General features: G+C 48.1%; 1 protein-coding gene. It reads left to right on the forward strand.

The window, feature by feature from the left end; all coding sequences use genetic code 11:
- A partial coding sequence (locus K5R16_RS22085; RefSeq protein ID WP_220740558.1) for an FtsX-like permease family protein occupies nt 1-582 on the forward strand: 582 nt, incomplete at both ends.

Consider the following 582-nt stretch of genomic DNA (forward strand, 5'->3'; position numbering starts at 1 on the left):
CTATTTTGTTGGATATCTCCCTTGGGCAAAAAATTCTGAATCAAGCCGCAGAGCTGAGCTATATAGCTCTTTTTGATAATCCCAACAATTTGACCAAGCAGATCCAGCAACTGTTTAATCAACAAACCCAGCAGCACTTTATCTTTACTCAGCAAGATGATGGCGAGGGACTGACTAGTCTGACACGAAGCTTTCACCTCAATCTCACGGCCATGAGCCTACTGGCATTTATCGTCGGCTTGTTTATCGCTTATAACGGCGTGCGCTACAGCCTACTCAAACGCCAAAAACTGTTAGTGCAGCTACAGCAGCAAGGCGTGCCCCAACGGTCCCTGCTACTCGCCCTGCTTTTTGAACTGCTTATATTGGTGCTAGTAGGCTCCTTAGTTGGCTTCATTCTTGGCCTACAGCTTAGCCATTGGCTGCAACCCATGATTGCACTCACCCTTGAGCAACTCTACGGCGCAAGGCTCATGCCGGGAGTTTGGCAGTGGAGCTGGCTGTATCAAGCTATCGGTCTAACATTTTTCGCGGCGTTATTGGCTTGCTATCCCTTATTTAAAACCTTAGCCAAGCAGCCGT

Source organism: Shewanella sp. c952 (assembly GCF_019654975.1).
Taxonomy (GTDB): domain Bacteria; phylum Pseudomonadota; class Gammaproteobacteria; order Enterobacterales; family Shewanellaceae; genus Shewanella.